Origin of the sequence: Pseudomonas sp. PDM03 (assembly GCF_014852385.1) — a bacterium.
GTDB classification, from domain to species: Bacteria; Pseudomonadota; Gammaproteobacteria; order Pseudomonadales; family Pseudomonadaceae; genus Aquipseudomonas; species Aquipseudomonas migulae.
Map to the genome: position 1 here is coordinate 1 of NZ_JACVBM010000017.1, position 25,139 is coordinate 25,139.

At 59.4% G+C, this 25,139-nt stretch carries 20 protein-coding genes and 1 pseudogene; 12 read left to right on the forward strand and 9 right to left on the reverse strand.

The genetic code is table 11. The features are described 5' to 3' along the window. Positions 1-121 (forward strand): annotated as a pseudogene (locus tag IB254_RS21350) (integrase core domain-containing protein); the annotation flags it as partial. Positions 122-135: 14 nt separating this feature from the next. Here IB254_RS21350 and IB254_RS21355 read toward each other — a convergent pair. Next, the gene (locus IB254_RS21355) at positions 136-294 is read right to left on the reverse strand and encodes a DUF3309 family protein (protein WP_174602692.1); all 159 of its coding nucleotides are present in this window, start codon (positions 292-294) and stop codon (positions 136-138) included. Positions 295-572: 278 nt separating this feature from the next. Here IB254_RS21355 and IB254_RS21360 point away from each other — a divergent pair, with 278 nt between their 5' ends. The 3 genes from IB254_RS21360 (at position 573) to csrA (ending at position 2,113) form a co-directional block, all read left to right on the forward strand. Then, positions 573-1,388: an SDR family oxidoreductase gene (locus IB254_RS21360; RefSeq protein ID WP_008034550.1), complete on the forward strand. Its 816-nt coding sequence runs from the start codon at positions 573-575 to the stop codon at positions 1,386-1,388. Positions 1,389-1,452: 64 nt separating this feature from the next. Continuing rightward, positions 1,453-1,785, forward strand: a complete 333-nt coding sequence (locus IB254_RS21365) for a YnfA family protein (RefSeq protein ID WP_192419301.1) — start codon at positions 1,453-1,455, stop codon at positions 1,783-1,785. A gap of 142 nt (positions 1,786-1,927) precedes the next feature. Beyond that, on the forward strand, positions 1,928-2,113 hold the full coding sequence (gene csrA / locus IB254_RS21370; RefSeq protein ID WP_008034548.1) for a carbon storage regulator CsrA: 186 nt from the start codon (positions 1,928-1,930) through the stop codon (positions 2,111-2,113). A gap of 5 nt (positions 2,114-2,118) precedes the next feature. Here the strand turns inward: csrA and IB254_RS21375 are convergent, their stop codons facing one another. The 5 genes from IB254_RS21375 to mnmC form a co-directional block, all read right to left on the reverse strand. Then, complete coding sequence (locus IB254_RS21375) at positions 2,119-2,346, reverse strand: YheU family protein (RefSeq protein WP_003199186.1); 228 nt, start codon at positions 2,344-2,346, stop codon at positions 2,119-2,121. Between the two features lie 204 nt (positions 2,347-2,550). Further along, on the reverse strand, positions 2,551-3,741 hold the full coding sequence (locus IB254_RS21380) for an osmoprotectant NAGGN system M42 family peptidase (protein WP_192227889.1): 1,191 nt from the start codon (positions 3,739-3,741) through the stop codon (positions 2,551-2,553). 137 nt (positions 3,742-3,878) lie between these two features. Then, the gene (gene ngg / locus IB254_RS21385) at positions 3,879-5,627 is read right to left on the reverse strand and encodes an N-acetylglutaminylglutamine synthetase (RefSeq protein WP_192419302.1); all 1,749 of its coding nucleotides are present in this window, start codon (positions 5,625-5,627) and stop codon (positions 3,879-3,881) included. A gap of 3 nt (positions 5,628-5,630) precedes the next feature. Next, on the reverse strand, positions 5,631-7,403 hold the full coding sequence (locus IB254_RS21390; protein WP_192419303.1) for an N-acetylglutaminylglutamine amidotransferase: 1,773 nt from the start codon (positions 7,401-7,403) through the stop codon (positions 5,631-5,633). 176 nt (positions 7,404-7,579) lie between these two features. Next, complete coding sequence (gene mnmC / locus IB254_RS21395; RefSeq protein WP_192419304.1) at positions 7,580-9,559, reverse strand: bifunctional tRNA (5-methylaminomethyl-2-thiouridine)(34)-methyltransferase MnmD/FAD-dependent 5-carboxymethylaminomethyl-2-thiouridine(34) oxidoreductase MnmC; 1,980 nt, start codon at positions 9,557-9,559, stop codon at positions 7,580-7,582. Positions 9,560-9,719: 160 nt separating this feature from the next. On the opposite strand from mnmC, the gene pap reads away from it, so the two are divergent. Together pap and IB254_RS21405 are read left to right on the forward strand one after the other, a co-directional pair. Next, entirely contained in the window at positions 9,720-11,243 is a 1,524-nt protein-coding gene (gene pap / locus IB254_RS21400; RefSeq protein ID WP_192419306.1) for a polyphosphate:AMP phosphotransferase, read from the forward strand. Between the two features lie 101 nt (positions 11,244-11,344). Beyond that, positions 11,345-12,529, forward strand: a complete 1,185-nt coding sequence (locus tag IB254_RS21405) for a thiolase family protein (protein ID WP_192419308.1) — start codon at positions 11,345-11,347, stop codon at positions 12,527-12,529. A gap of 120 nt (positions 12,530-12,649) precedes the next feature. Here the strand turns inward: IB254_RS21405 and IB254_RS21410 are convergent, their stop codons facing one another. Next, positions 12,650-12,844 carry a DUF6316 family protein gene (locus IB254_RS21410; RefSeq protein ID WP_192419310.1) on the reverse strand — a complete coding sequence of 65 codons (195 nt, stop codon included), beginning with the start codon at positions 12,842-12,844 and terminating at the stop codon, positions 12,650-12,652. Positions 12,845-13,054: 210 nt separating this feature from the next. Between IB254_RS21410 and IB254_RS21415 the strand changes: the two genes are divergently transcribed. Then, positions 13,055-14,014, forward strand: a complete 960-nt coding sequence (locus IB254_RS21415; RefSeq protein ID WP_008040922.1) for a DMT family transporter — start codon at positions 13,055-13,057, stop codon at positions 14,012-14,014. A gap of 129 nt (positions 14,015-14,143) precedes the next feature. Here IB254_RS21415 and IB254_RS21420 read toward each other — a convergent pair whose 3' ends face one another. Beyond that, positions 14,144-15,538 carry a class II fumarate hydratase gene (locus tag IB254_RS21420; protein WP_192419312.1) on the reverse strand — a complete coding sequence of 465 codons (1,395 nt, stop codon included), beginning with the start codon at positions 15,536-15,538 and terminating at the stop codon, positions 14,144-14,146. 192 nt (positions 15,539-15,730) lie between these two features. On the opposite strand from IB254_RS21420, the gene IB254_RS21425 reads away from it, so the two are divergent. The 5 genes from IB254_RS21425 (at position 15,731) to IB254_RS21445 (ending at position 20,230) form a co-directional block, all read left to right on the forward strand. Further along, the gene (locus IB254_RS21425) at positions 15,731-16,261 is read left to right on the forward strand and encodes a DUF2059 domain-containing protein (RefSeq protein ID WP_008035681.1); all 531 of its coding nucleotides are present in this window, start codon (positions 15,731-15,733) and stop codon (positions 16,259-16,261) included. Between the two features lie 12 nt (positions 16,262-16,273). After that, positions 16,274-16,570 (forward strand): BolA family protein, encoded by a 297-nt coding sequence (locus tag IB254_RS21430; RefSeq protein WP_008035680.1) that lies wholly within the window; start codon positions 16,274-16,276, stop codon positions 16,568-16,570. 266 nt (positions 16,571-16,836) lie between these two features. After that, positions 16,837-17,778 carry a rhodanese-related sulfurtransferase gene (locus tag IB254_RS21435; protein WP_017340054.1) on the forward strand — a complete coding sequence of 314 codons (942 nt, stop codon included), beginning with the start codon at positions 16,837-16,839 and terminating at the stop codon, positions 17,776-17,778. A 3-nt stretch (positions 17,779-17,781) separates the two neighbouring features. Continuing rightward, a complete protein-coding gene (locus tag IB254_RS21440; protein WP_008035678.1) occupies positions 17,782-18,420 on the forward strand; it encodes a DsbA family protein in 639 nt (212 codons plus the stop codon). Beyond that, complete coding sequence (locus IB254_RS21445; protein WP_192419314.1) at positions 18,413-20,230, forward strand: ABC transporter ATP-binding protein; 1,818 nt, start codon at positions 18,413-18,415, stop codon at positions 20,228-20,230. The genes IB254_RS21440 and IB254_RS21445 overlap by 8 nt, the downstream gene beginning before the upstream one ends. A 14-nt stretch (positions 20,231-20,244) precedes the next feature. Here IB254_RS21445 and IB254_RS21450 read toward each other — a convergent pair whose 3' ends face one another. Further along, a complete protein-coding gene (locus tag IB254_RS21450; RefSeq protein ID WP_192419316.1) occupies positions 20,245-24,906 on the reverse strand; it encodes a deaminase domain-containing protein in 4,662 nt (1,553 codons plus the stop codon). Between the last annotated feature and the right edge of the window lie 233 nt (positions 24,907-25,139).

The window sequence follows — 25,139 nt, forward strand, 5'->3', positions numbered from 1 at the left end:
GTGAGTGAATCAATATCGATCTACAACCACGAGCGTCCGCACCAGTCTTTGAAATACAAAACGCCCGATGCGATGCATCGGGCGCTGGGATGAAACAGGTGTAAACCTATTTCAGGACTAGACACTGTCAGATCTTTATATCTTGCCGAGTAACAGCAAAATCAACAGCACCACCAACACCACGCCGATGATACCCGACGGGCCATAACCCCAACTTCTGGAATGAGGGAAGACCGGCAGACCACCTACCAGCAGGAGGATCAGAATAATGATTAGTATTGTGCCCATGTCTATTTCCTTGTCGGAAGTGTTCTGAAATTGCCTGGTGTTAATTGTCAGCTGGACTGCAATAAACCCGAGCTGCTTACAAAATCCGACCGGTGCACTTGAAAGAAAATTCCAAGTTTTTTTAATGTTTTTCGAAGAAAGGCTTATTTCGTTTTCAGGGGCCTGGTTGATACAGGCGCGCTCGTGGTTTGCTCGCGCCATTCAGCAATCTGATGGAGCGTGGGTCGGGCAAGGTCCTTCGCTACACTCGACGCATCTTCCCCGGAACAACAAGGCTGTTTGCTATGCAAAATCGCATGATGATCACTGGTGCGGGCTCGGGCCTGGGTCGCGAAATCGCGCTGCGCTGGGCACGTGAAGGCTGGCAACTGGCTTTGTCGGATGTCAGCGAACCCGGTCTGCAGGAAACCCTGAAGCTGGTTCGCGAAGCCGGCGGCGATGGCTTTATCCAGCGTTGCGATGTGCGCGATTACAGTCAACTGACCGCGTTCGCCCAAGCCTGTGAAGTCAAGCTCGGCGGCATCGATGTCATCGTCAACAACGCCGGTGTCGCCTCGGGTGGGTTCTTCAGCGAACTGTCCCTGGAAGACTGGGACTGGCAGATCGCGATCAACCTGATGGGCGTGGTCAAGGGTTGCAAGGCGTTCTTGCCGCTGCTGGAAAAAAGCAAAGGCAAGATCATCAACATCGCGTCGATGGCCGCCCTGATGCAAGGCCCGGCGATGAGTAACTACAACGTGGCCAAGGCCGGTGTAGTTGCTTTGTCCGAAAGCCTGCTGATAGAACTGGCGCATCAGGAAGTTGGCGTGCATGTGGTGTGCCCGTCGTTCTTCCAGACCAACCTGCTGGACTCTTTCCGTGGTCCGACACCCGCCATGAAAGCGCAGGTTGGCAAGTTGCTGGAAAGTTCGCCGATTAGTGCGGCTGACATTGCCGACTACATCTATCAGCACGTCGCCGCCGGCGAATTCATGATCCTGCCCCACGAACAGGGCCGTATGGCCTGGGCGCTGAAGCAGAAGAACCCGCAACTGCTTTACGACGAAATGACCCTCATGGCCGATAAAATGCGCGCCAAGGCCAAACAGACCGCAGGCTGAACTTGCCCGCATACAACGTCGCCGTTAGGGTGGCCGCCATCGGTCATCCTCGCGAGACGTTCGCATGCTCAATTACCTGTGGTTTTTTCTTGCCGCGCTGTTTGAAATCGCCGGCTGCTTTGCCTTCTGGATGTGGTTGCGCCAAGGCAAAAGCGTCTGGTGGGTGGTGCCGGCGCTGCTCAGCCTGACCTTGTTCGCGCTACTGCTGACCCGTGTCGAGACGAGCTACGCGGGGCGGGCTTATGCCGCCTACGGTGGCATCTACATCATTGCGTCGATTGGCTGGCTGGCAGTGGTCGAACGGATTCGCCCGCTCGGTTCTGACTGGATCGGCGTGGCGCTGTGTGTGATCGGCGCAAGCGTCATCCTGTTCGGCCCGCGTTTTTCCGCTGCCTGAAGCAAAGCCACGGTTTGTAAGACGTTTCCTTAAGAGGTGTTCGCCTGGCGCTGTAGGGCGGGACTGTTTTGCCCTCGTCGCATTGAAGGCCCGCCGTGTGCCGGGCATCTTCAGGGTTCGATAACCCTGAAGGACGAATGCCATGCTTGTACTCAGCCGCGTTGTGGGCGAAATGATTTCCATCGGTGACGACATTTCGGTGCGTATTGTCGCCGTCAACGGCAACACGGTGCGCTTCGGCGTCGACGCGCCGCAAAGCGTCAATGTGCACCGTGCCGAAGTCTACAAGCGCATCCAGGTCAAACTGGCAAAAACCAAAGGGCGATGAAGGCGTCAGTCGAACAGATGCTTGGGCACGTCGTGCTTGAGCATCAACTGGCATTGCTCGCTTTCCGGGTCGAAGACAATCAGCGCCTGACCTTTGGTCAGGGCCTGGCGAACACGCAATACGCGGGTTTCCAGCGGCGTGTCATCGCCGTTATCGGTGCCGTCACGGGTCACGAAATCCTCGATCAGGCGGGTCAGGGTGTCGACTTCAAGTTGGTCGTGGGGAATCAGCATAGGCACCTCGGCTAAACAATGGCGCGATGCTACGGCGAATGATGGGTGGCGGCTAGTCTGCGTCTGATGGGGTGTCTGTCAGATCGCCATCGCCAGCAAGCCGGCTCCTACAGGTCTGCGTCGTTCAGGATTGGAGAACAACTCAAACCCTGTAGGAGCCGGCTTGCTGGCGATAGCGATCGATCAGTCAACGAAAATGCCGGATCAACTATCGGAGCGCTGCCCCACCAGACTATCCACCGAAGGCACCCGCGTATCGCTTTCCATCTGCGTGTCATGTTCGATCTGATGACTGAACCGGTCCAGCGAACCCTTGGCCGGTTGCGCATCGCTGGCGAACACCGGCGGGCTGAGGATGTAGGCGCCGAGCAGGCGACTGAGCGCCGCGAGGCTGTCGATGTGGGTGCGTTCGTAGCCGTGAGTCGCGTCGCATCCGAAGGCGAGCAGGGCGGTGCGAATGTCATGGCCGGCGGTGACCGCCGAATGAGCATCGCTGAAATAGTAGCGAAACAGGTCGCGGCGCACCGGCAACTCGTTGTCGCTGGCCAGTCGCAGCAGGTGCCGTGACAAGTGATAGTCATAAGGCCCGCCGGAATCCTGCATCGCCACGCTGACCGCATGTTCACTGGAATGCTGGCCGGGCGCGACCGGTGCGATGTCGATGCCGACGAATTCGCTGACGTCCCACGGTAACGCCGCCGCTGCACCGCTGCCGGTTTCCTCGGTGATGGTGAACAGCGGATGACAGTCGATCATCAGCTCTTCGCCACTGTCGACGATCGCTTTAAGTGCCGCCAGCAGCGCGGCAACGCCGGCCTTGTCGTCGAGGTGACGGGCGCTGATGTGGCCGCTTTCGGTGAACTCCGGCAACGGGTCGAACGCGACGAAATCGCCGACGCTGATCCCCAGTGAATCGCAATCGGCGCGGGTCGCGCAGTACGCGTCGAGGCGCAGTTCGATGTGATCCCAGCTGATCGGCATCTCGTCCACCGCCGTGTTGAACGCATGCCCGGACGCCATCAACGGCAACACGCTGCCACGGATAACACCGTTGTCGGTAAACAGGCTGACGCGGCTGCCCTCGGCGAAACGGCTGGACCAGCAGCCGACTGGCGCCAGGGTCAGGCGACCGTTGTCTTTCACTGCGCGAACGGCGGCGCCGATGGTGTCGAGGTGGGCGGAAACGGCGCGGTCGGGGCTGTTTTTCTTGCCCTTGAGCGTGGCGCGGATGGTGCCGCGGCGAGTCATCTCGAAAGGAATGCCCAGCTCTTCAAGCCGCTCGGCGACGTATCGCACGATGGTGTCGGTGAAACCGGTCGGGCTCGGAATGGCGAGCATTTCCAGGAGGACTTTTTGCAGGTAGTTGAGGTCGGGTTCCGGGATTTTATGGGTCATGGAAACTCCTGATGAGTTGAGCGCATCGATGGTTTCGATGAGGGGAATTTGTGGTGTCTGTGAGGCCGTCATCGCCAGCAAGCCGGCTCCTACAGGAGCTGGCTTGCCAGCGATGGCGTCAGCCCAGGAATACATACTTATGAGACCGCCGGCTGACTATGCGGAAACAACAGATCCACAAACCGCTCGGCTGTCGGCTGCGGCTCATGGTTGGCCAGGCCGGCGCGTTCATTGGCTTCGATAAACACGTAATGCGCCTGATCCGCCGCCGGCACCATCAGGTCGAGCCCGACCATCGGAATGTCCAGCGCCCGCGCCGCGCGCACGGCGGCCTCCGCCAGCGTCGGATGCAGGATCGTCGTGACATCTTCAAGAACACCGCCGGTATGAAGATTCGCCGTACGCCGTACGAACAAGTGTTCACCCGCCGGCAGAATGCTGCTGTAGTCGTAACCCGCTGCCTGCAACGTGCGTTCAGTCTCGTGGTCCAGCGGGATTTTGCTTTCACCACTGGTGGCCGCTTGCCGACGCCGGCTCTGGGCGTCAATCAGCGCACCGATGGAATGCTGCCCGTCGCCCACCACTTCGGCCGGTCGGCGAATCGCCGCCGCCACCACCTCAAACCCGATCACCAGAATCCGCAGGTCGAGGCCTTCGTGAAAGCTTTCCAGCAGCACGCGGCTGTCGAACTGACGGGCTGCTTCGATGGCTTGCTGGACGTCTTCGATGGTCCGCAGATCCACCGCTACCCCTTGACCCTGTTCGCCATCCAGCGGCTTGACCACCACCCGCTCGTGCTCGTCGAGAAACGCCAGGTTGTCATCGGCGTTGCCCGCCAGTTGCTGGCTCGGCAGATTCAGACCGGCCGCCTTCAACACTTTGTGCGTCAGGCTTTTGTCCTGGCACAGGCTCATGCTGATGGCGCTGGTCAGGTCACTCAGCGACTCGCGGCAACGTACCCGCCGTCCGCCGTGGCTGAGGGTAAACATCCCGGTCTCGGCATCATCGACCTGCACATCAATGCCGCGCCGATGGGCTTCCTCGACGATGATTCGCGCGTAGGGGTTGAACTCGGCTTCAGGACCGGGGCCGAGAAACAACGGTTGGTTAATGCCGTTCTTGCGCTTGATCGCAAAGGTCGACAGGTTGCGAAAACCGAGCTTGGCGTAAAGACTTTTCGCCTGGCGATTGTCGTGCAGCACGGACAGGTCCAGGTAACTCAGGCCACGGCTCATGAAGTGTTCGATCAAATGCCGTACCAGCACTTCACCGACGCCGGGCCGCGAACAGTGCGGATCGACCGCCAGGCACCAGAGGCTGCTGCCGTTTTCCGGATCGTTGAACGCCTTGTGATGATTGAGGCCCATGACACTGCCGATGACCGCGCCGCTGTCCTCGTCCTCGGCCAGCCAGTACACCGGGCCGCCCAGATGACGCGGGGTCAGCAGACGGGCGTCGATCGGCAACATGCCACGCGCCTGATACAACTGATTGATCGCCTGCCAGTCGGCATCACCTTGCGCACGACGAATGCGAAAGCCGCGAAACACACGGGTCGCCTGTCGGTAATCGCTGAACCACAAGCGCAAGGTGTCCGACGGATCGAGAAACAACTGGGCCGGCTCCAGCCCCAGCACTTGCTGGGGCGCGGCGACATAGAGGGCGATGTCGCGTTCGCCCGGTTGCTCATTGAGCAACTCTTGGGCGAGGCTCGCCGGGTCGGGGAACGTATGGCCGATCAACAACCGGCCCCAGCCGCAATGCACGGCAATCGGCGCGGTAGCGAGTTCACTGCCGTCTTCAGCGAGACGCGCCTGCAAGCGTTCGTAGGAGGGCGCCTGACCGCGCAACAAGCGTTGGCTGTACGCCGTGGCGTGAGGTTTCATCGATCAGATTCCTTGTTCACTGAGCCACAGGTTCAGCGCCGCCAATTGCCACAGCTTCGAGCCGCGCAACGGGGTCAACTGGCCTTGTGGATCGGTCAGCAAACGGTCGAGCATCGCCGGGTTGAACAGGCCGCGATCCTGGCTCGGGTCCAGCAGCAATTCGCGCACCCAGTTCAGCGTGTCGCCCTGCAAATGCTTGAGGCCCGGCACCGGGAAGTAACCCTTTTTACGGTCGATGACTTCACTCGGAATCACCAGTCGCGCCGCTTCTTTCAGCACTTGCTTGCCGCCGTCCGGCAGTTTGAATTTGCCCGGCACCCTGGCTGACAATTCCACCAGGCGATAGTCGAGAAACGGCGTGCGTGCCTCCAGGCCCCAGGCCATGGTCATGTTGTCGACGCGTTTGACCGGGTCGTCCACCAGCATCACCGTGCTGTCCAGACGCAAGGCTTTGTCCACCGCCGCATCGGCACCGGGCTGTGCGAAATGTTCCTTCACTAAGTCGCCGGCGGCGTCATTCGCGGTCAGCCATTTCGGCTGTACGGTGGCGGCGTAATCCTCGTAGCTGCGGTCGAAGAACGCATCGCGATACGCCGCGTACGGATCGGCCGCGCCATCGACCTGCGGATACCAGTGATAACCGGCGAACAATTCGTCCGCCCCCTGGCCGCTTTGTACCACTTTGCAATGCTTGGCCACTTCGCGGGACAACAGATAGAACGCGATGCAGTCATGGCTGACCATCGGTTCGCTCATCGCGCGGAAGGCGGCGGGCAGTTGCTCGATGATTTCTTTTTCGTCGATGCGCAGTTGATGGTGTTGGGTGCCGTAATGCCGGGCGATCAGGTCCGAATACTGGAACTCGTCACCGCGCTCGCCGCCGGCATCCTGGAAACCGATGGAGAAGGTCGACAGGTTCTCCACGCCGACCTCCCGCAACAGCCCGACGAGCATGCTCGAATCGACGCCACCGGACAGCAACACGCCGACGTCCACCGCTGCCCGTTGACGAATCGCCACCGCATCGCGGGTGCTGTCGAGTACGCGGTCGCGCCAGTCTTCGAGGGTCAGATTCTTCTCATCCTCGTGTGGGCCGTAGGGCAGGGTCCACCAGGTTTTCTGCTCGGTGGTGCCGTCCGCTTCGATGCGCATCCAGGTGGCGGGCGGCAGCTTTTCGATGCCGGCGAGCAAGGTGCGCGGCGCCGGGACCACCGCGTGGAAGTTCAGGTAATGATTGAGCGCCACCGGATCGAGGATCGGATTGATATCGCCGCCCTTGAGCAACGCCGGCAGCGCAGAAGCAAAGCGCAGGCGCTGGCCGGTGCGCGACAGGTACAGCGGCTTCACGCCGAGACGGTCACGGGCGATGAACAGGCGCTTGGCGTCGCGCTCCCAGATAGTGAAGGCAAACATGCCGTTGAGCTTGGGCAACAGCGCTTCGCCCCAGGCGTGGTAGCCCTTGAGCAGCACTTCGGTGTCGCCGCCGGAATAGAAGGCGTAACCGAGGGATTCAAGTTCGGTGCGCAGTTCGGGGAAGTTGTAGATCGCGCCGTTGAAGGCCAGGGACAGGCCCAGTTGATGGTCGACCATCGGCTGCGCCGAGCCGTCCGACAGGTCCATGATTTTCAGGCGACGATGACCAAGGGCAATCGGCCCCTGGCTGTAAAAACCCCACGCGTCAGGGCCGCGAGGCGCCAGGTGATGGGTGATTCGTTCAACGGCTGCAAGGTCTGCAGGTTGATGATCAAAGCGTAACTCGCCAGCTAATCCGCACATAAAGTCCTTACCGGTTTTTCCGTTGGGGAGGGTCAATCGATACCGCGCCCAAAGGGCAGGTACCCAGAAACTGACCCGGTGGGATCGTGGGAGTTTTAGATCGATAAGTAATAAGGGTGCTGGGTGCGTGCCAAGGCTTTAAGTACAAAACCTCGTATGCCCGGCAGCCAGGTGCCTCATTTGCCTCGAATCAATCGGCGCAAGGCGAAACGGTTCGGATGGCACGCCTCGGCCACGGCTCTGGGCAATGGCAGCGGTTCGTCATCCAGCCACGCGGCGAGCAATTCGCCTGACAACGGCGCGGTGATCAAACCCCGGGAGCCGTGGCCGCTGTTGACATACAAGCCGTCCAGCCATGGGCAAGGGATGTCCGGTGTTTGCCGGGCATCCTTGCTCAAGGCGCTGTAGGCGTCGGCGAACGCCTGACCGTCGGCCAGTGGGCCGACAATCGGCAAGTAGTCCGGGCTGGTGCAACGAAACGCTGCGCGGCCTTCAAGTGCTTCAGGTTGCAATGCATTTGCGCCGAGCCGAGCGACCAGGTCTACCGAGATTTCTTCGAGCATTTGCAGATTGCCTGCATGTTCGGCAGCGGTCGGGGTCAGGTCATCGGAGTTGAAATCGAAACTGGCGCCCAGGGTGTGTTCACCCAAACGAGCTGGCGCGACATAACCTTCGGCGCAGACGACGGTGCCCAGTGCCTGGCTTTCAGTCGTCTGTGGCAGGCGAGTGATTTGTCCACGAATGCGTTTGAGCGGCAACTCGCTGCTGTAAGTGAAACGCTTGATCTCGGCGGCGCCAGCCAGTACCACCACCGGGGCATCGGCCAGCACGGTTTCGCCATCCAGGGCTTGCCAGTGTCCGTGCGCTCGGCGCAACTCCAGCACCTCGCGATGGGTCAGGATCTGTATGTTCGGGTGCGCCGCTTGCCATTGGCACAGGGCGGGCGGGTGCACCCAGCCGCCTTCGGGGTAGAACAGGCCACCCGATTGCAGCGCGATGCCGGCGCGGATTTCGGCCTGCGCTTGATCGAGCGTGTGCAGCAAGTCTTCGGGAAACGCTGCGGCCAATTGCGCCTGACGCTCCGCTTCCTTGGCATTGAAGGCCAGTTGCAGCACGCCGCAGTCGTCCCAGTCGAGACCTCGATGCAACTGCTCAAGCAAGCGACGGGTGTGGCCGAACCCGCTGACGATCAATTGTGACAACGCGGTGCCATGGGCGGAAAGCTTGAGGTACAAAACCCCTTGAGGATTGCCCGAGGCTTCCTGCGCCAGTGCGCCGTGACGCTCCAGCAGACTGACTTGCCAACCCCGCGCCGCGAGGCTGGCGGCTGTCGCGCAACCGGCGAGGCCGGCGCCAATCACCAGGGCACGACGTTCGCCGGTCAGGGGGGCCGGACGCGCAAACCACGGTTTTACCATGACGGGTTTCGTGACCTCCTCAGGCCAACCGAGAAACACCCCGCGCAGGATTTCCCATTTGTGGCCGATGCCGGGCGTGCGTTTCATCTTGAAGCCTGCGGCATTCAACAGTCGACGCACCCAACCGGTGCTGGTGAAGGTGCTGATGGTCGAGCCGGGCGCCGCGAGTCGGGCCAGCTCGACAAACAGTTCGGCCGTCCACATGTCGGGGTTTTTCGCCGGGGCGAAACCGTCGAGAAACCAGGCATCGATCTGCGCGTCCAGCTGTGGCAACTGTTCCAGTACATCGCCGATCAGCAGCGTCAGGGTGATGCGTCCGTGGTCGAGAATCAGGCGCTGGAAACCTTGATGGATCGCCACGTATTGCGCCAACAGTTGATCGGCAAACGGTTTGAGCTCCGGCCACAAGGCCAGCGCCCGCTGCAGATCGGGCAGGCTCAGCGGGTACTTTTCGACACTGACAAAATGCAACCGCGCACCGGCCACAGCGTGCTGCTCGAACAACTGCCAGGCGCACAGGAAATTCAACCCGGTACCAAAACCGGTTTCGCCGATCACCAGTTTCCCGCCCACCGGCAACGCCGCGAAACGCTCACGCAACGCGTTCTGTTCGAGGAAGACGTAACGGGTTTCGTCCAGCCCGGACAGGTTGGAAAAATACACATCATCGAACACCCGCGAGCGCGGGAGACCTTGGTCGTCCCAGTCGAGCTGGGCGTGGGGCAGTACAGGTTTCATGGCAGGCTCGGCAACGGCAAGGCGACCATTCTAGCCGATCGCCGAGTCGCTGCTTGATCCATGGCAACGTCCGGATCTGGCCAGGCAGTGAAAATGGGATTTCTCCCACGCAGGAGAGGTCAATCCGCTAGTCTTGTTCAATCCTGGAAGGAGCCGTCCCATGTTCGAATCTGCTGAAATCGGTCACGTCATCGACAAAGAAACCTATGAAGCCGAAGTGCCGGCGCTGCGTGAAGCGTTGCTCGAGGCGCAGTTCGAACTTCAGCAGCAAAAACGCTTTCCGGTGATCATTTTGATCAACGGCATCGAAGGCGCCGGCAAGGGCGAGACCGTGAAGCTGCTCAACGAGTGGATGGACCCGCGCCTGATCGAGGTCCGCACGTTCGATCAGCAGACCGACGAAGAACTGGCGCGACCACCGGCCTGGCGCTACTGGCGGATGCTTCCGGCCAAGGGCCGCATGGGCATCTTCTTTGGTAACTGGTACAGCCAGATGTTGCAGGCCCGGGTTCATGGCGTGATCAAGGAACCCCGGTTCGATCAGAGCATCAACGGTGCCGAACGCCTGGAAAAGATGTTGTGCGACGAAGGCGCGCTGATCTTCAAGTTCTGGTTTCACCTGTCCAAGAAGCAAATGAAGGACCGCCTCAAGGCCCTGGCCGACGACCCGCTGCACAGCTGGCGCATCAGCCCGCTGGACTGGCAGCAATCGGAGACTTACGACAAGTTCGTCAAGTATGGCGAACGCATTCTGCGCCGCACCAGCCGCGACTATGCGCCGTGGCATGTGATCGCCGGGATGGACCCGCGCTATCGGAGCCTGGCGGTCGGCAAGATTCTGCTTGAAGGTCTGCAAGGCGCCTTGAAAAGGCCGAAGATCCACCCGGATAAAGTCAGCGCCGCACCATTGGCCAGCAGTGTCGATCTGGTGAACCTGCTCGACAGCCTCGACCTGAACCAGCACCTGGAAAAGGAAGACTACGAAGAGCAACTGATCACCGAGCAGGCGCGTTTTTCCGGTTTGATGCGTGACAAACGCATGCGCCGCCACGCCTTGATCGCCGTGTTCGAAGGCAACGACGCGGCCGGCAAGGGCGGGGCGATCCGCCGGGTGGCCGCCGCGCTCGATCCTCGGCAATACAGCATCGTGCCGATTGCTGCGCCCACCGAAGAGGAGCGGGCGCATCCGTATTTGTGGCGTTTCTGGCGACATATTCCGGCACGGGCCAAATTCACCGTGTTCGACCGTTCCTGGTATGGCCGGGTGCTGGTGGAGCGTATCGAAGGCTTTTGCAGCCCGGCCGACTGGCTGCGCGCCTACGGTGAGATCAACGACTTCGAAGAGCAGGTCGCCGATGCCGGAGTGATCGTGGTCAAGTTCTGGCTGGCCATCGACAAACAGACGCAACTTGAGCGCTTCGAAGAGCGCGAACAGATCCCCTTCAAGCGCTTCAAAATCACCGAAGACGACTGGCGCAATCGGGATAAGTGGGAGGCCTATCGCGCCGCGGTCGGCGACATGGTCGACCGTACCAGCACCGAAATTTCCCCCTGGACGCTGGTGGAAGCCAACGACAAGCGCTGGGCGCGGGTCAAGGTTTTGCGCACGCTCAACCAGGCGCTGGAAGCGGCGTTCGAAAAGTCCGACAAGCATGAAAAGAAACTGAAAAAGCCCAAGACTTGAACCGATGGTGACGCATACGCGGGGTGAATGATTGTCGCGACCGGTCACGGCTGGACTTATGCTCGATCCACTCTCAACCGACAACAATAATGAGGTATGCCATGCGTGAAGTGGTGATCGTCGACAGCGTGCGGACCGGCCTGGCCAAGTCCTTTCGCGGCAAGTTCAACCAGACCCGTCCGGACGACATGGCGGCTCACTGCGTCAATGCACTGCTGGCGCGCTCGGGCATCGACCCGGCCAGCGTCGAGGATTGCATCGTCGGCGCCGGCTCCAACGAAGGCGCCCAGGGCTACAACATCGGTCGCAACGTCGCGGTGCTGTCGCGCCTGGGCACCGGCACCGCCGGCATGACCCTCAACCGTTTCTGCTCATCGGGCTTGCAGGCGATTGCCATCGCTGCCAACCAGATCGCTTCGGGCTGCAGCGATATCATCGTCGCCGGTGGCGTCGAATCCATCAGCCTGACCATGAAAAGCGTCAACACCGACAACCTGATCAACCCGCTGCTGAAAGAACAGGTGCCGGGTATCTACTTCCCCATGGGCCAGACCGCCGAAATCGTTGCGCGTCGTTACAACGTCAGCCGCGAAGAACAGGATCTGTACGCCCTGCAAAGTCAGCAGCGCACCGCTCAGGCGCAGGCCGCCGGGTTGTTCGACGACGAAATCGTGCCAATGGCGGTGAAGTATCGGGTTGAAGACAAGGCCACCGGGCAGGTGCAGATCCTCGATGGTGTCGTTGACCGCGACGACTGCAACCGTCCGGACACGACCCTGGAAAGTCTGGCCGGGTTGAAGCCGGTATTTGCCGAAGACGGTTCGGTGACGGCGGGCAACTCGTCGCAGCTGTCCGACGGTGCGTCCATGACCCTGGTGATGAGCCTGGAAAAAGCGCTGGAACTGGGGTTGAAGCCGAAGGCGTTCTTCCGTGGTTTCACCGTGGCGGGCTGCGAACCGGATGAAATGGGCATCGGCCCGGTGTTTTCGGTGCCGAAGCTGCTCAAGGCCAAGGGTTTGCAGGTGGCCGACATTGACCTGTGGGAACTCAACGAAGCGTTCGCCTCGCAATGCCTGTACAGCCGCAACCGGCTGGGGATCGATAACGAGAAGTACAACGTCAATGGCGGCTCGATTTCCATCGGTCACCCGTTCGGCATGACCGGGTCGCGTCAGGTCGGGCATCTTGTGCGGGAATTGCAGCGACGTAAATTGCGCTACGGCATCGTCACCATGTGCGTGGGTGGCGGGATGGGCGCGACTGGGTTGTTTGAAGCGGTGCGTTAAGCCTTAAAGTTTGTGGTGATTATTACATCGCCATCGCCGGCAAGCCGGTCTCGCTCCCACAGTGGATTGCATTCCAATGTGGGAGCGAGACCGGCTTGCCGGCGATGGGAGCGCCGCGGTTTAACGACTGGCACTCAAATTCCGCATCCGCTCGATATAAGCCTCAATCTCCCGCGCCGCCGCCTCCGGGTTTTCAAACGGCCCCTCCAGGGTGTTTTCCCGGGTACTGAAATACAACTCTCCGTTCACCCGACACATCCGGTCACTGCGAAAGTGCACGGCGGGGGCGTTGTCCTGGGCGCGCATGCCGTACATGGCGGTCTCCTGAAGGGGGTTGCTGTTGGCGGATCCAATGAGCTTATGCATGAACCACTTGCAACGCCTGGCCAGCCGATCAGCGGCACATCGCCAATTTATTGCTGCGACCCGCACAGTTTCATTTGCGTCCGGCAGCCAACTGTCCCTGTGTACCAGGCACCGCTGGGCCTAGAATGACGGCTCTTGCCATCTGGCTTTGAGGTACGCATGCACATTTCATCGGGGCGCTGGGTTTATGGTCTGTTCCTGGCCTTGTTGACTGCGTTTTTGTGGGGAATCCTGCCGATCAAACTCAAGCAAGTGCTGCTGGTGATGGACCCGGTCACGGTGACCTGGTTTCGCCTGATGGTGTCCGGCGGCTGCCTGTTCATTTACCTGGCAGCGACCCGACGCCTGCCGAGCCGCAAAGTGCTCGGCCCGCGCGGTGGCTGGCTGGTGGTGATGGCGGTGCTCGGTCTGGTGGGCAACTACGTCCTGTACTTGATGGGCTTGAACCTGCTCAGCCCTGGCACGGCGCAATTGGTGGTGCAGATGGGCCCGATCATGTTGCTGATCGCCAGTCTGTTTGTGTTCAAGGAACGCTTCAGCGTGGGGCAGGGGATTGGCCTGCTGGTATTGCTGATCGGTTTCGGACTGTTTTTCAACCAGCGTCTGGTTGAGTTGTTCACCTCGCTGAGCGACTACACGGCGGGTGTGCTGCTGGTGTTGTTGGCGTCCACGGTCTGGACGTTCTATGCCCTGGGGCAGAAGCAGTTGCTGACGGTGTGGAATTCGTTGCAGGTGATGATGGTGATTTACCTGTTCTGCGGGTTGTTGCTGACCCCGTGGGTACACCCGCTGGAAGCGCTGCAACTGAATCCGCTGCAAGGCTGGCTGTTGCTGGCCTGCTGCATGAACACCCTGATTGCGTATGGCGCATTTGCCGAAGCGCTGGCGCACTGGGAAGCCTCGCGGGTGAGTGCGACGCTGGCAATCACGCCGTTGGTGACGTTCGCGGCGGTGGCCATGGCGGCCTGGTTATGGCCGGAGTATGTGCATGCCGAAACGATCAATGGCCTGGGGTATGGCGGGGCGGTGCTGGTGGTGCTGGGGTCGGCGCTGGTGGCGTTGGGGCCTTCGTTGATTGCGGGGCTCAAGGCGCGGAAGGTTCGGATGGCGGCCAGTTAGACCGCGTTATCGTTCATCGCGAGCAAGCTTGCTCCTACAGGGGTTGTGTCGATCACAAAATCTGCGACCGACACATAACTTGTAGGAGCAAGCTTGCTCGCGATGACGGACTGTCAGGCGCTGAAAAAATTAGCCCTTGGCCCCAGCCTCCAGCATATTCTCCGGCCGCACCCACGCATCAAACTGTTCATCGGTCAGATACCCCAACTGCAACGCCGCCTCCCGCAACGTCAGCCCTTCGGCATAGGCCTTCTTGGCAATTTCCGCCGACTTGTCGTAACCGATATGCGGGTTCAGCGCCGTCACCAGCATCAACCCACGCTCCAGATGCTCGGCCATTTTCTCGGCATCCGGCTCCAGGCCGGCGATGCAATGCTGTTGGAAGTTGCTGCAGCCATCGCCCAGCAAGCGGATCGATTGCAGCAGGTTGTGGATGATCACCGGTTTGAACACGTTCAGTTGCAGATGCCCCTGGCTTGCGGCGAAACCGATGGCCACGTCGTTGCCCAACACCTGGCATGCGAGCATCGACAGGGCTTCGCACTGAGTCGGGTTGACCTTGCCGGGCATGATCGAACTGCCGGGTTCGTTGGCCGGCAATTTCACTTCAGCGAAACCGGCACGTGGCCCGGAACCCAACAAGCGCAGGTCGTTGGCGATTTTCATCAGGGTCACGGCGAGGGTTTTCAGCGCGCCGGACAGCGTGGTCAGCGGTTCATGCCCTGCCAATGCGGCGAATTTATTCGGAGCGGTGACAAACGGCAGGCCGGAGAGCGCAGCCAGCTCGGAGGCAATCGCTTCGCCAAAACCGTGCGGCGAATTCAGCCCGGTGCCGACGGCGGTGCCGCCCTGGGCCAGTTCACACACATCGGGCAGGGCGCTGCGGATCGCCCGTTCGGCGTAATCCAGTTGCGCGATGTAAGCCGAGAGTTCCTGGCCGAAGGTGATTGGCGTCGCATCCATCATGTGGGTGCGGCCGGTCTTTACCAGCTTCATGTACCGCGCGGACAGCTCGGCCAGACCGCCCGACAGTTCGCTGATCGCCGGCAGCAAATGGTTCTGCACCGCCTGCGCGGCGGCGATGTGCATCGCGGTGGGGAAGCAGTCGTTGGAGCTCTGCGAGCGGTTGACGTGATCGTTGGGGTGCACCGGCACCTTGCCGCCGCGCGGGTTGCCAGCCAATTCGTTGGCGCGCCCGGCGATCACTTCGTTGACGTTCATGTTGCTCTGGGTGCCGCTGCCGGTCTGCCAGACCACCAGCGGGAACTGGTCGTCGTGTTTGCCGTCGAGCACTTCGTCGGCGGCCTGTTCGATCAGCCGGGCGATGTCGGCGGGCAGGTCGCCGTTGCGGTCATTGACCCGCGCCGCGGCTTTCTTGATCAGCGCCAGCCCATGCAGCACCGCCAGCGGCATGCGCTCGTTGCCGATGGCGAAGTTAATCAGCGAGCGTTGCGTCTGAGCGCCCCAGTAGGCCTCATCCGGCACTTCCACCTGGCCAAGGCTGTCGGTTTCGATACGGCTCATCATGCACACTCCTGTCAGTCTGATAGCGCAGTTTAGGCCGTGATCGCCGGCCGTGGTTCCATCGGTCAGTATTTTGACCATTCAACCCCTCTAATTCAGGCACGACAAGGCTTGGGGTTGAGCGACACACTTTTTTAGGCGCAGAATGGACGCCCTTGGGGTTTTACCTCGCCTGCTAGAAAAGGAAACTCGATGACTCGTCTTCGTGCCATCTGTACCGCGGTTGCACTGGTTTGCGCCAGCGGCCCTGTTTTTGCCGATACCGCCAGCCACAACGCCAGTGCCGAAGCTTTCCTGACCCTGGCGCACGCTGACAAATTGGGCACTCCGGTGTACATGCAAGTGCAGCAAATGTTCGCTCAGCGCTTTGAACAGACCAAAGCCCCTGAATCGAAAAAAGCCTTGCTGGAAACCTACCAGGCCAAAGCCAACGCCGCTCTGGATCAAGCCATTGGCTGGAACAAGCTGAAGCCGGACATGGTCAAGCTGTACACCTCCAACTTCAGCGAATCCGAGCTCAAGGACCTGGTCGCGTTCTACCAGTCGCCACTGGGCAAGAAAGTCCTGGAAAAAATGCCGCAGCTGACCCAGCAATCGGCCCAGATGACCCAGGCCAAGCTCGAAAGCGCCGTGCCAGTGGTCAACAAGCTGTTGGCTGACATGACCAACGAGCTGGACCCTAAGGCTAACGCCGCTGCACCTGCTGCCAAGAAAAAGCCTTAAGCGGAGTTCGGTATGACCATGCAACAACGCATCGAATCGACGCTGGGCCTGTTACAGCCCGAGCACCTGCAAGTGCTGGATGAAAGCCATATGCACAGTCGTGGGTTGCAGACCCATTACAAGGCCGTGGTGGTCAGCCAGCAGTTCGAAGGGCTCAACCGCGTCAAGCGTCACCAGAAAGTCTACGGCACGCTCGGCGAGCTGATGGGCGAGTTCCATGCGTTGGCGCTGCATACCTACACGCCTGAGGAATGGGCACAGATCGACACGGCTCCGGCCTCGCCGACCTGTGCCGGCGGCTCGCACTAATCAAATGCGCCATCTTCGGCGCTGCCTTTTGTAGGAGCCGGCTTGCTGGCGATGACGGTGGATCAGTCGACATCTTTGCTGGCTGTTCGGACGCTATTGTCGGAACGCCGCCCGCAGCAAGCCGGCTCCTACAAAGAGGTGTGGATAGTCGACATTAAGCCGGCTCCCACAATTTTTGCTAGAATCCGCAACGCGCCGCTTACCCGGCGCGTTTTTTTTCGCATCCGGTTCACCCCTTACGAGGGTAGCCACCTGGAGAATCACCCATGACACAACAGATTGTCGTGGCGGCACTGTATAAGTTCGTCACCCTGGAAAACTACGTCGACCTGCGCGAGCCGCTGCTGCAGGCCATGGTCGACAACGGCATCAAAGGCACGCTGCTGATCGCCGAAGAAGGCATCAACGGCACCGTGTCCGGCAGCCGCGAAGGCATCGACGGGCTGATGGCGTGGCTCAAGAACGACCCGCGCATGGACGACATCGACCACAAAGAGTCGTACTGCGACGAGCAGCCGTTCTATCGCACCAAAGTCAAACTCAAGAAAGAAATCGTCACCCTCGGCGTCGAAGGCGTGGACCCGAACAAAAAGGTCGGCACCTACGTTGATCCAGAGAACTGGAACGCGCTGATCAGCGATCCGGAAGTACTGTTGATCGACACCCGCAACGATTACGAAGTCTCGATTGGCACCTTCGAAGGCGCCATCGATCCGAAAACCACCAGTTTTCGCGAATTCCCCGACTACATCAAAGCCAACTTCGACCCGGCCGTGCACAAGAAAGTCGCGATGTTCTGCACCGGCGGCATTCGTTGTGAAAAGGCTTCGAGCTACATGCTCAGCCAGGGTTTCGATGAGGTCTACCACCTCAAGGGCGGCATTCTGAAGTACCTCGAAGAGGTGCCGCAGGAAGAAACCAAATGGCAGGGCGACTGCTTCGTGTTCGATAACCGCGTGACCGTTCGTCATGACCTCAGTGAAGGTGACTACGATCAATGTCACGCCTGTCGTACACCGGTTAGTGTTGAAGACCGCGCGTCCGAGCACTATGTGGCCGGCATCAGCTGCCCGCATTGCTGGGATAAGCTGAGCGAGAAGACCCGTCGCAGTGCCATCGATCGGCAGAAGCAGATCGAACTGGCCAAGGCTCGCAACATGCCGCACCCGATCGGCTACAACTACAAGCAAACCCCTTCCGAGGCTTGAACCATGTCTGCACGCCGCCTGCTCTATGTGATGGACCCGATGTGTTCCTGGTGCTGGGGCTTTGCGCCGGTGGCCAATGCGCTGGTCGAGCAGGCGCAGGCGGCGGGTGTGGACGTTCATTTGATTGTGGGCGGTTTGCGCACCGGCAGTGGTTCGGCGCTGGAGCCGACCACCCGGCGCTACATTCTGGAACATTGGCAGGCGGTCACCGAGGCCACCGGTCAACCGTTCAAGATCGAAGGTGCATTGCCCGACGGCTTTGTGTACGACACCGAGCCGGCCTGTCGGGCGTTGGTGACGGCGCGCAGCCTGGCGCCGGATTGTGCGTGGAAACTGCTTGGTCTGATCCAGCATGCGTTTTACGCAGAAGGGCGCGATGTCACCCACGCCAGTGTGCTGGTGGAACTGGCGGAGCAAGCCGGTTTGCCGCGCATCGAGTTCGCAGCCGCGTTCGACCGCGCCGATCAACATGCCGCGACCGCGGCCGATTTCACTTGGGTGCAGGACCTCGGCATCGCCGGTTTCCCCACCTTGCTGGCAGAGCGTGATGGTCAATTGGCGTTGTTGACCAATGGCTATCAGCCTCTCAGCGTACTGTCACCGCTGCTCGGCCGCTGGCTGGAGCGCGCTGCCTGTGCATGATCTGCCTGACGACGCCCCCACCGCTGCACGTGTCGACCGTCTGAGCTGGGCGGAAATCCGCCGCCTGGCCCTGCATCACAAGAAATCCCTGTGGATCGCCAACGGCGTGGCCGTGCTGGCGACGTTGTGCAGCGTGCCGATTCCCTTGCTCTTGCCCTTGCTGGTGGACGAAGTGCTGCTGGGCCATGGCGACGCCGCGCTAAAAGTCATGAACCACGCACTGCCCGAAGGCTGGCAGAAAGCGGCGGGGTACATCGGCCTGATGCTGCTGGTGACCTTGTTGCTGCGCTGCGGTGCCTTGCTGTTCAACGTGGTGCAGGCCAAGTTGTTCGCGGCACTGGCCAAAGACATCGTGTACCGCATCCGCCTGCGGCTGATCGAGCGCCTCAAGCGCATCTCATTGGGCGAATACGAAAGCCTGGGCAGCGGCACGGTGACCACGCACTTGGTCACGGACCTGGACACGGTGGACAAGTTCGTCGGCGAAACCCTCAGCCGGTTTCTCGTCGCCATGCTGACCCTGATCGGCACCGCGAGCATCCTGATCTGGATGCACTGGAAACTGGCGCTGCTGATCATGCTGTTCAACCCGCTGGTGATCTATGCCACGGTGCTGCTGGGCAAGCGGGTCAAGCACCTGAAGAAACTCGAGAACGACAGCACCTCGCGTTTCACCCAGGCGTTGACCGAGACCCTCGACGCCATCCAGGAAGTGCGCGCCGGCAACCGTCAGGGTTTTTTCCTCGGGCGTCTCGGCCAACGTGCGCGGGAAGTGCGCGATTACGCGGTGAATTCCCAGTGGAAAACCGACGCCTCGAACCGGGCCAGCGGTTTGCTGTTCCAGTTCGGCATCGATATTTTCCGCGCTGCGGCGATGCTCACGGTGTTGTTTTCCGACCTGTCCATCGGCCAGATGCTCGCGGTGTTCAGCTACCTGTGGTTCATGATCGGCCCGGTGGAACAGCTGCTGAATCTGCAATACGCCTATTACGCCGCCGGTGGTGCGCTGTCCCGAATCAATGAGTTGTTGGCAAGGGCCGATGAGCCTGAGTACCCGGGTGGGGTCGACCCGTTCAACGGTCGCGAAACCGTGGGTATCGAAGTTCAGGGATTGAGTTTCGGTTACGGCGACGAACTGGTGTTGAACCAGATGAACCTGTCCATCGCTCCTGGTGAAAAAGTCGCAATTGTCGGCGCCAGTGGCGGTGGCAAAAGTACGTTGGTGCAATTGCTGCTGGGCTTGTATACGCCACTGGCCGGGACGATCCGCTTCGGCGGTTCGACCCAGCAGGAAATAGGCCTGGAAACGGTGCGTGAAAACGTAGCGGTGGTCCTGCAACATCCGGCGCTGTTCAACGACACCATCCGCGCCAACCTGACCATGGGGCGCGAGCGCAGCGACGAGGCCTGCTGGCAGGCGCTGGAAATTGCGCAGCTGCACAACACGGTTCGGGAATTGCCCAACGGCCTGGACAGTATCGTTGGACGTTCCGGCGTGCGCTTGTCCGGCGGTCAGCGCCAACGCCTGGCGATTGCAAGGATGGTGCTGGCCGAACCGAAAGTGGTGATCCTCGACGAGGCCACTTCAGCGCTGGATGCCGCCACCGAATACAACCTGCACCAGGCGCTGGCGCGGTTCCTGAGCCACCGCACTACGCTGATCATTGCGCACCGATTGTCCGCCGTGAAGCAGGCCGACCGGGTGCTGGTATTCGACGGCGGGCAAATTGCCGAGGATGGCGACCATCAGCAATTGATTGCCGAGGGTGGTTTGTACGCCAAGCTGTATGGGCATTTGCAGCAGCACTGATCAGTGCTGCGCGGCTACTTCCAGATCACGTTCAACGCCTCGGGATTGCCGTCATAACCGAATTGCTTCATGACGATTGAACACGAATCGCAGGGGGCCATGGTGGTGGCGATGGTGATGGACTCAAGCTCCTGAGAGTCCGGATATTTCTGGCGTATGACGCTGATGAGTTTGCTCTCGGTGTCCAGTGAAGTAGGGCGTTGGGTGAGTTCGGGGGTGTATGTGCCGACGTCTTTGATCGTGTGCGGAATCGCTCGCAACTTGCCAGAAGCGGAGACGTTCAGCGATGTCTGTGGGAAGTTGGCACCGTGATCGATGTTGATGTAACTCGTGCCGTCTATGACCACCTCTTTCGATCCTCCGTTTCTCTCAAACAATGGCAGGTAAGCGGTGTCACCCTGTCTGCCGGAAACGCTGACATAAACCTCCCGAATACCCTGTCTTGTCTTGATTTCAGCGAATGCAACATTGCGCAGCTTGCCCAATTCACTGTTGTGAATGGTGCTGATGCGTTGCTGTAACTCCAACATGACGCGATCGATTTTCAACGCCTTGGGCCCACCCCGAACCGACGATTCCAGGGTGATGACGTTTTTCTGAAACAGCGTATTGATTACTTGCGCTGTCGTTTCACGGACACTTTCCGGAGCATTCAAGGAGGCTGACCAGGTCGTTGCGCCATCGGTGGAGTGCCTGACGATCATCCGGGTCGAGTGATCGAACAGCACGGCCTCGCCGGGGCTGGTATCGACCTTGATCAGCCTGAGTGTATCGGGTGGATTGGCATGGCCGCCGATAGGTATGGCGATGGTGTTCATCGCTCTCATGGCGCGCTCAACGAGAGTCACACCGTAAATCCTCGCCATGTTGTTGGCATTCAACGAGCCGGTGTACACCACCATCAACTCGTGCCGCAGCTCGGCGGGCAAGGTTGACGCTTGTTTGAAGGTCAGTGCGTTACGCAGGCTTTGCCCTTTTGCCAGTTCGGCAACGTAAAAATCCCCCGCATCGAGACGTGTGAAAACATACCGTTTCGAACCGTCTACGGAGTCCACGATGATGGCTCCGGAGTGGAAGATATCGGTCACACGTTTTTCGGTCACGTTGACTTTGACACGCCCGTAAATGCCTTTGCGGAACTCCATCGTCGCGCCGAGTGTTGTGTGAGTGGCCAACGAAACCTTTGTCAGGGGGGCGCCGGCAGCGCCTGGTGTGTAAATGCTGTCGCCAAACCAGGTGGCCCATCCCTTGGTTTCATCGAACGTGCCGACCGCGGGTGTCGGGGCCGGGTCTCGCGTCACATAACGGGTCGTGCACACGTCTGCTCCCGGTGCGCGCCGTGGCCGGCAAGGTATCGACTTCAGCGAATCACTCGTGTCAATCAAGTCAGCGCGGCGTAGCGTGTCACCCTCCAGCCGGTACGGTACGTCATCGATGAACAGTGTGGTTCGGCCGTCCACTTCAAGCACTTCGCGTACCTGGCGAGTCGTGGCTAGCTCCACAACCGATTGCTGGTTGCGGCTTTCCAGGGTGCGGTAGTGCGATTGCCCGGGTGAGAAGTCACTGGCGCGAGTTGTTAACGGAGGACCAAAGGGCTTGGAGGACAATGGATCGACCAGGCGCCAGTCGGTCTTGCCAGAGGCTCCGATGTTGCGTATTGGCACATCGTCTATGCCTTTGATGCTGGCTAACTGATCTCCAAGCGTTGCAGGCTTCCAGCGTCCGGCATCACTCAACTGCGGCAAGCTGCGCACGTACTCGTAGTAGCGGATTGTTCCCATGAATTCGTTGAAGTTGACCGTGACGGCTTTGTAAATGTACCGCAGTGCTTTTCCCAGACCTTTGAGCAGCGCGGGAACAATTTCCAGCGGGTTCAGCGCTCGCAATGTCGATACCAGCAGCGTTTTTGTCAGCATTGAAAATGAAGGAAGCGTTGCGCGCGTGGCCAGCCGGCCTGCGTTGCTGATCAGTCTGACCGACCCCGAGGCGAATTTGCCAATGGGGATCGCGAATGAAATCACGTCAAAAAACAGGCCGACTATCCCCAGCGCGATGCGGTTCTTGTCGCCTGACATCAGGTCTTCGGCAGGGCCCCAGAACGGTACAAACATCTTTGCGAGCTGGAGTGTCTTTCTACGTTGAGCGTCTTCGAGTTCAAACTTGGTCTGACCGTTCGCAAACGTGCGCAACTCTTTCGGGTCAACGAACAGGAGTTCGGTTGCTATGTGGCGGCTGATATCCATTGAGCGGCTGGACGACAGGGTCAATGGGGCGCGCTGATGTTGGTCTGTGATCTCGGAGCTGGCGCTTAGAGCCGGCGGCAGCTGATCGATGATGGCCTCGCAGAAGGCTGTTGCCTTGGGCAGAGTACCGGTCGAATGTGCGTCCCAGTCGAAGGGTAAATGCCGGTCGCGGATAACATCGACATAGTCCCCATTGGAGGTGGTTGCCATCGCCCCAATCCGGGGAGTCACCAACGTTGCATCAAAGTTTTCGAGGCGGCGTATGACTCCGGCTTTCGGGAGGAGTTCGTAAAAAGTGCTGACGGAAACGGCGGCTTCGTCCCCGATGGGCGCGTTTGTTTGAGTCGCTTGCAGGATCACGCCGTTGCGCGTTCTGAGCGGCAACGTAATTTCGGGCGTTTCGTCTTTGGCGGCGATTTTGCGGGTTTCTTTGCGCAGGCTGTAAATCTTGACTTCACCCAACTCCAGCGCCAGGCGGTCGGCATATGGAAGTGAGGTTAACAACGTTCTGATCAATGTTTGATAGGCCGTTGTGATCGTTTCCAGATGCCGCTTGAACTCATCGTCAAACAGCGCAGGGACATGGGGGATTTTGGTCAGCGGAGACAAGACTGGCCGAAGGCGGCCTTCCCAGTTGATACCGGGCACCGGCCAAGGCGCATCGGTTTTTACATACCGATCCTTGTCCATCCTGATCCATTGTTTGCTCAAGGTCTCGCCGTCGGCCTCAGTCACAAACCATATTTTCTGATCGTCGAACATGCCGGACGCCAAGACATCGGCGAACGAGTAATACTTGTATTCCTTACCCCTGAATGGCGGTGGGTCGCGAAAGCCGATCGAAGCCAACTCGTCATGCCTGGCCAGTTTTCGCCCGTCGGTATTGAACGCTTCGTTTCCGAACAGCGTTTGGATTTCAGCCTTGGCGATGGCCAGTCGTTTGGGTGGCTCTTCATCGATTCGGATAACCGCTTGATTGACCTCGTTCGAGTGTTTTTCCAGTTCGGAGCAGGCTCGTTCGATGTCGGCTTGCGTGTAGTCCTTGAGGTCTTTTTGCGAAACGAAACCCTGGGTGACAGCCCAATCCAGGGTCGGAAGCAGCCTGGTGATACTGAGGAGGTTCAATTCTTCCGTGGTTGCCACTTCGGCCCTGTGCATGGGCAAGTTGACCAACTGCTGGAAGCTCAGTCTGTCCAGCAATTCGGGGGAGACGGATTTGACGAAATTGACTCCGTTCAGGAAGTTGACCCAGACAACCGTGCTCCGGTAAGCGAGATCTGCCGGAATGTCCCGGACACGAAACTCAAAGGGGAACCGGGACAAAAACAATCGCGAAATGACCACGGCCTCTTTGTCCGACGATGCCAGTTTTGACGTGAGTAAATGGGCTTCAAATGCCTCGCGGATAGCCTGGTAGCTCTTTCCCCAATTCTCGTGAGTTTGCCAGTCGTAACCGGCGATCAAGTTGCTGGAATCCAGGGTCTGTGCACAAAGCCAATGCTGCAGCGCGTTGGCTATCAGTCTGGTGCGGATATAAGGCGAAGTCTCTTCACCGGTTTTTCCGCCGTACCAATCCATTGTCGTCAGTAAGGTGTTTCCTAGTTCTTGAGCCTCTGCGCTCTGCAGGATTTTTTCGAGATACACACTCGGCGTTGCGCGCACTTGTTCAATCGTTGCGGTAGGAAGAATGTCCTTGGCAAGGTAAGTCAGCGGCGAAGTAACGCTCTCCGGTAGAAATTGATTAACCGCATCAACTATTTCACCGCGGACCTGGCCGCTATGGAGTAACTGCGTATCGACTGGAGTGTCAGGAAATTCTTGTTGGATAGTCGCGAACGTTTCCAGATCCTTTTCTGTGGGAGGGGACTTCAGATCAAGGGCTTCAAACGCGTCCTCCAGTCTCAAACGATGGCTGGCGATCCTGTCTTGAACGATCTTTATCGTGGCCTGAACTTTTTGCGGATCTCCCGAAGTCAATGCAATGCCGTAAAAGACGCACATTCTTTCGAAGCCAATGGTGCGGTTTGAATTCAACACTCCGCCCAGCAATGCTGCTGCCCGCTCAATCCGCAGTTTCAGCGGCTGCCATTTGGCGTGTTCGGTCAACTCCAGCGTGACTTTATATCCTGTGTTTTTCCAGGCCCGGTAGACATACTTGCCTTCCTTGAACGCGACGGACAGATCACCGTGCTTTATTTCAAGCCTTGTGCACGCATCGATGTAATCCCGATCGCGTAGCACTTGCCATAACGCTGTTAATCCATCTGCGCTCACCTGGGTGAGCGGTGAAAAAGGTTTTAGTGGCAAATTGGGCCATAGAATATTTGCAGGTGTTTCGCGCAAGGTCGCGAGCAGAAGTTCGTAGTCCTCCAGTTGGCCTGCATGTAACTCAGCCTCGGAGGGTGAAGGTGGGTTTGAAATGTTCGATTGCATGTAATCGCTTCTCTAAGTTGTCGGTTGATCTGCGCATCGCTCTGGTGCGATGGCGTCGTTGGCCGATTTCAAGCGAAAACAAACAGGAGAGAGCGGTACATAGTTAGGTGATGGCGGTTTTTCTCCAGGAACTGTGTCGCGCGGGGTGTCCGCCACTCAATGAAAACCGTTATTTACCGGCACTTGCCCATAGAAAGGGCTTCCCGCTTGCCGGGATCGAGAACGCACCCTAG

What these genes read in the sequence shown, in the direction of transcription:
- IB254_RS21450 (WP_192419316.1), bottom strand. Translation starts at nt 24,906, where the DNA reads ATGCAATCGAACATTTCAAACCCACCTTCACCCTCCGAGGCTGAGTTA.
- pap (WP_192419306.1), top strand. Translation starts at nt 9,720, where the DNA reads ATGTTCGAATCTGCTGAAATCGGTCACGTCATCGACAAAGAAACCTAT.
- IB254_RS21420 (WP_192419312.1), bottom strand. Translation starts at nt 15,538, where the DNA reads ATGAGCCGTATCGAAACCGACAGCCTTGGCCAGGTGGAAGTGCCGGAT.
- ngg (WP_192419302.1), bottom strand. Translation starts at nt 5,627, where the DNA reads ATGAAACCTCACGCCACGGCGTACAGCCAACGCTTGTTGCGCGGTCAG.
- IB254_RS21415 (WP_008040922.1), top strand. Translation starts at nt 13,055, where the DNA reads ATGCACATTTCATCGGGGCGCTGGGTTTATGGTCTGTTCCTGGCCTTG.
- IB254_RS21390 (WP_192419303.1), bottom strand. Translation starts at nt 7,403, where the DNA reads ATGTGCGGATTAGCTGGCGAGTTACGCTTTGATCATCAACCTGCAGAC.
- IB254_RS21380 (WP_192227889.1), bottom strand. Translation starts at nt 3,741, where the DNA reads ATGACCCATAAAATCCCGGAACCCGACCTCAACTACCTGCAAAAAGTC.
- csrA (WP_008034548.1), top strand. Translation starts at nt 1,928, where the DNA reads ATGCTTGTACTCAGCCGCGTTGTGGGCGAAATGATTTCCATCGGTGAC.
- IB254_RS21375 (WP_003199186.1), bottom strand. Translation starts at nt 2,346, where the DNA reads ATGCTGATTCCCCACGACCAACTTGAAGTCGACACCCTGACCCGCCTG.
- IB254_RS21435 (WP_017340054.1), top strand. Translation starts at nt 16,837, where the DNA reads ATGACACAACAGATTGTCGTGGCGGCACTGTATAAGTTCGTCACCCTG.
- IB254_RS21430 (WP_008035680.1), top strand. Translation starts at nt 16,274, where the DNA reads ATGACCATGCAACAACGCATCGAATCGACGCTGGGCCTGTTACAGCCC.
- IB254_RS21405 (WP_192419308.1), top strand. Translation starts at nt 11,345, where the DNA reads ATGCGTGAAGTGGTGATCGTCGACAGCGTGCGGACCGGCCTGGCCAAG.
- IB254_RS21425 (WP_008035681.1), top strand. Translation starts at nt 15,731, where the DNA reads ATGACTCGTCTTCGTGCCATCTGTACCGCGGTTGCACTGGTTTGCGCC.
- IB254_RS21410 (WP_192419310.1), bottom strand. Translation starts at nt 12,844, where the DNA reads ATGTACGGCATGCGCGCCCAGGACAACGCCCCCGCCGTGCACTTTCGC.
- IB254_RS21440 (WP_008035678.1), top strand. Translation starts at nt 17,782, where the DNA reads ATGTCTGCACGCCGCCTGCTCTATGTGATGGACCCGATGTGTTCCTGG.
- mnmC (WP_192419304.1), bottom strand. Translation starts at nt 9,559, where the DNA reads ATGAAACCTGTACTGCCCCACGCCCAGCTCGACTGGGACGACCAAGGT.
- IB254_RS21365 (WP_192419301.1), top strand. Translation starts at nt 1,453, where the DNA reads ATGCTCAATTACCTGTGGTTTTTTCTTGCCGCGCTGTTTGAAATCGCC.
- IB254_RS21360 (WP_008034550.1), top strand. Translation starts at nt 573, where the DNA reads ATGCAAAATCGCATGATGATCACTGGTGCGGGCTCGGGCCTGGGTCGC.